We start from the raw sequence: 2,735 nt of genomic DNA, 5'->3' as shown, positions 1-2,735 counted from the left end.
ATTGTATCCTACCCGCGCGCCCTTTGCAAGGGCGGCTCACTGCCCGGCGAGATAGGCTTTCAGCGCGGGCAGGGCCGCCTGCCCGTCCGCAAGGCCCAGGTCGTAGACCTGCTGAAGCTTGTCCGGGTCGGTCTCGATGCGGCTGATGGGCGTTTTGACCGAGGGGCGTATCACGAAGGCCCGGCCCTCGGCCTGCCAGCGCTCCAGCTCCTCCAGCGCCCGGTTGTAGTCGGTGTGGCGTGCGGCCAGCCGCCGGGCGATGGCGGGATATTTGCGCCTCAGCAGCCGCAGCAGCGCCCCCTTCATGGGCGTTTTGCGGTAGCCTTCTTCCCTTGTGAGCACCACGATGAGCCTGTCGCAGCCACGGGCGGCCATCCACCGGAAGGGGATGCTGTCGGAAACGCCGCCGTCCAGATACCGCCGCCCCTGCCACTCCACCGGGCGGGAGACGAAGGGCATGGAGCCGGAGGCCCGCAGCACGTCCATCTGGTCAAAGACGCTCTTCACCTGTATGTACTCCGCCTCGCCGGTGTCCACGTCGGTGACCACGGCGTAGAAGGGCACGCCGCTGTTTTGAAAGGCTTCGTCGTCGAAGGGGTCCAGCTTGCGGGGCACAAGGTCATAAGCGTAAGAAGTGCTGAACAGGTTGCCCTCCCGCAGCAAAGGCCGCAGGCCCATGTAGTTTTTGTCGCCGTTAAATCGCTTGTTATAGCGCACCGCCCGGCCCGCCTGGCCGGAGAGATAGTTCACGCCGAACAGCGCCCCGGCGGAAACGCCCACCACCTCGTCGGCCCTCACGCCGGCGGCGAGAAAGGCGTCCAGCACGCCGGCGGTGAACATGCCCCGCATGGCCCCGCCTTCCAGCACAAGGCCTGTTTTCATGATCCGTTCGCCTCTTTCCCTTTTGCAGGAAAAGGCGCCCCGATCGCTCAGGACGCCCTTTCGCTTGTTGTTAGTAGAGCTTCGCGCCCGCGGGGATGTGGGGATCCACCATCAGCAGGTGCAGGCCCTCGTGGCCGTCCTCCTGATGGACGGCGCTGATGAGCATGCCGCAGGAGTCGATGCCCATCATCCTGCGGGGAGGCAGGTTGACGATGGCGATGGCCGCCTTGCCCACCAGCTCCTCCGGCTCGTAGTACTCGTGGATGCCGCTGAGGATGACCCGGTCGGCGCCGGTGCCGTCGTCCAGCACGAACTTCAGCAGCTTCTTGCTCTTGGGCACCGCGGTGCACTCCTTGATCTTCACCACCCGGAAATCGGACTTGGAGAAGGTGTCGAAGTCCACGAACTCGGTGAACAGCGGCTCGATCTCCACCTTGGAAGAGCCGGTGGGGCCGCTCTCCGCCGCAGGCACGGCGCCGTCTGCGGCGGCGGGCTTCTGGGCCGCCTCGGGCTTGTCGATGGACTTCATGGCGGGGAGCGCCCCTCTGCCCCCTTCATCCGGTTCCATCACGCCTTGTGCGGTCGAGAAAGTGCCGTTTTCACGAGGTTTTTCTAACTTTTTGGATTCCATGGTGCGTCCTCCTGTGCCGTCTGGTTTTTGGCAAGAGTTGTAGAGAATTTGCAGAAAGCTGTATTGGAGCAAAATCGACCCAATCCCGACTTCAAATGAGCGCAGCGAATGGCTGCACCGTTTTCAAAGGCGCCATTGTAAAATTGCCCCATTTGCAGAAAAGCCTGCATGCGCCCCGCCCGGAATTGCCTTGCAAATCCACATAAAAGTAAGTATAGCATACGCCTCAAAAATGTTCAAGTCAGCGGTTTTTCGTTGGCGAACTCAATTTCACACCTTACATATAAAGGAGAAACGCCATGCTGGCCGGCCAGTCGGAAAGGGCGCTTGCATGCACGTCCGGCTCTATGGACGCGATGAGCGAAAAATCTGCGCCATGTTCGCGTGCCGCGTGGACGGTTCAGATACAGGAATCCGAATTTCCGTTCAGAAAACCGTATTTCGTTCTTATCAAGTTTCCATTAAGTCTGCCTGCAGCTGAGGCAGCAGCAGCTCCTGATACCCGTCACAGCCGCTATGTCCGGCTGCCTCGGCTGCCGGAGCAAGAACCGTGCCTGCACAGTTCCGGAGCAGTGCGCGGCTTTTTTCACTCAGCCGGACCTCTGAGCGGCACTGCGCATAATCTGCCGCCGTCATATGCCACAGATGCAGGCGATCCGAGTAGCGCGCCAGAAGCTGCTGGGCGATGGACAGGCCTTTCCCGTCAAAGTCTCCCGAGTAGAACAGTTCTGTCCCGCTGGAAACAAGCAGATCCAGCAGACGGATCACAGCGATCGTTAGCTGTCCGGAGGTACAAATCAGCGGGGAATGAAAATGAGCGGCCTGATCGCACAGCTGGGTGAACACCATCTGATTTTCCACCAGGTAGGCTTTTCCTGAGGGACTGTCTCCCGCTGTTAAGCCAGCCAGATTGGTGAGCGTGAGGGTGCCGGCCTCATTCCGCAGGCGAAACGCGCGATAAGCCGGATGTTCTTCCGCGTCTGTATACAAACGGACTCCCACTTGTGTGACGAGACTCGATATGCTGTCGCACAAAATTCCACAGTTATAGTAGAGGGCGGCCCGTTCCTCAGCCCCAGTGGGAAGCTCAACGCCCGCCTGCATGGACAGGAGATGCAGAAACAGCTTTCCGCCCAGGGTGTTGGTATCCAGCGCATGTGGATCTGACGTTGCGTAAGCGCTGAGAACGGCCAGACGGATCCTCTCATCCGGGTGGCGTTCC

The 2,735-nt window shown here is 60.5% G+C and carries 3 protein-coding genes; all 3 read right to left on the bottom strand.

Translation table 11 applies throughout. From position 1 onward, the window contains the following. Positions 1 to 36 precede the first annotated feature (36 nt). Positions 37 to 882, bottom strand: coding sequence for a patatin family protein (locus ACH2AT_RS10875; protein WP_394965989.1), 846 nt, complete (start codon positions 880 to 882; stop codon positions 37 to 39). A 70-nt stretch (positions 883 to 952) separates the two neighbouring features. Beyond that, the gene (locus ACH2AT_RS10870) at positions 953 to 1,513 is read right to left on the bottom strand and encodes a hypothetical protein (RefSeq protein ID WP_394965987.1); all 561 of its coding nucleotides are present in this window, start codon (positions 1,511 to 1,513) and stop codon (positions 953 to 955) included. A 450-nt stretch (positions 1,514 to 1,963) separates the two neighbouring features. After that, positions 1,964 to 2,735: DUF2399 domain-containing protein (locus ACH2AT_RS10865; protein WP_394965985.1), on the bottom strand; the 772-nt coding region annotated here is incomplete at its 5' end.

Origin of the sequence: Candidatus Allofournierella excrementigallinarum (assembly GCF_944388085.1) — a bacterium.
Lineage (GTDB): Bacteria > Bacillota > Clostridia > Oscillospirales > Ruminococcaceae > Allofournierella_A > Allofournierella_A excrementigallinarum.
Note: the sequence above shows the minus strand (reverse complement) of the source record. Positions and strands in the feature narration are given on the sequence as shown.

Excerpts from the sequence above, each read along its gene's own strand:
- ACH2AT_RS10875 (WP_394965989.1), bottom strand. The coding sequence starts at position 882 with ATGAAAACAGGCCTTGTGCTGGAAGGCGGGGCCATGCGGGGCATGTTC.
- ACH2AT_RS10870 (WP_394965987.1), bottom strand. The coding sequence starts at position 1,513 with ATGGAATCCAAAAAGTTAGAAAAACCTCGTGAAAACGGCACTTTCTCG.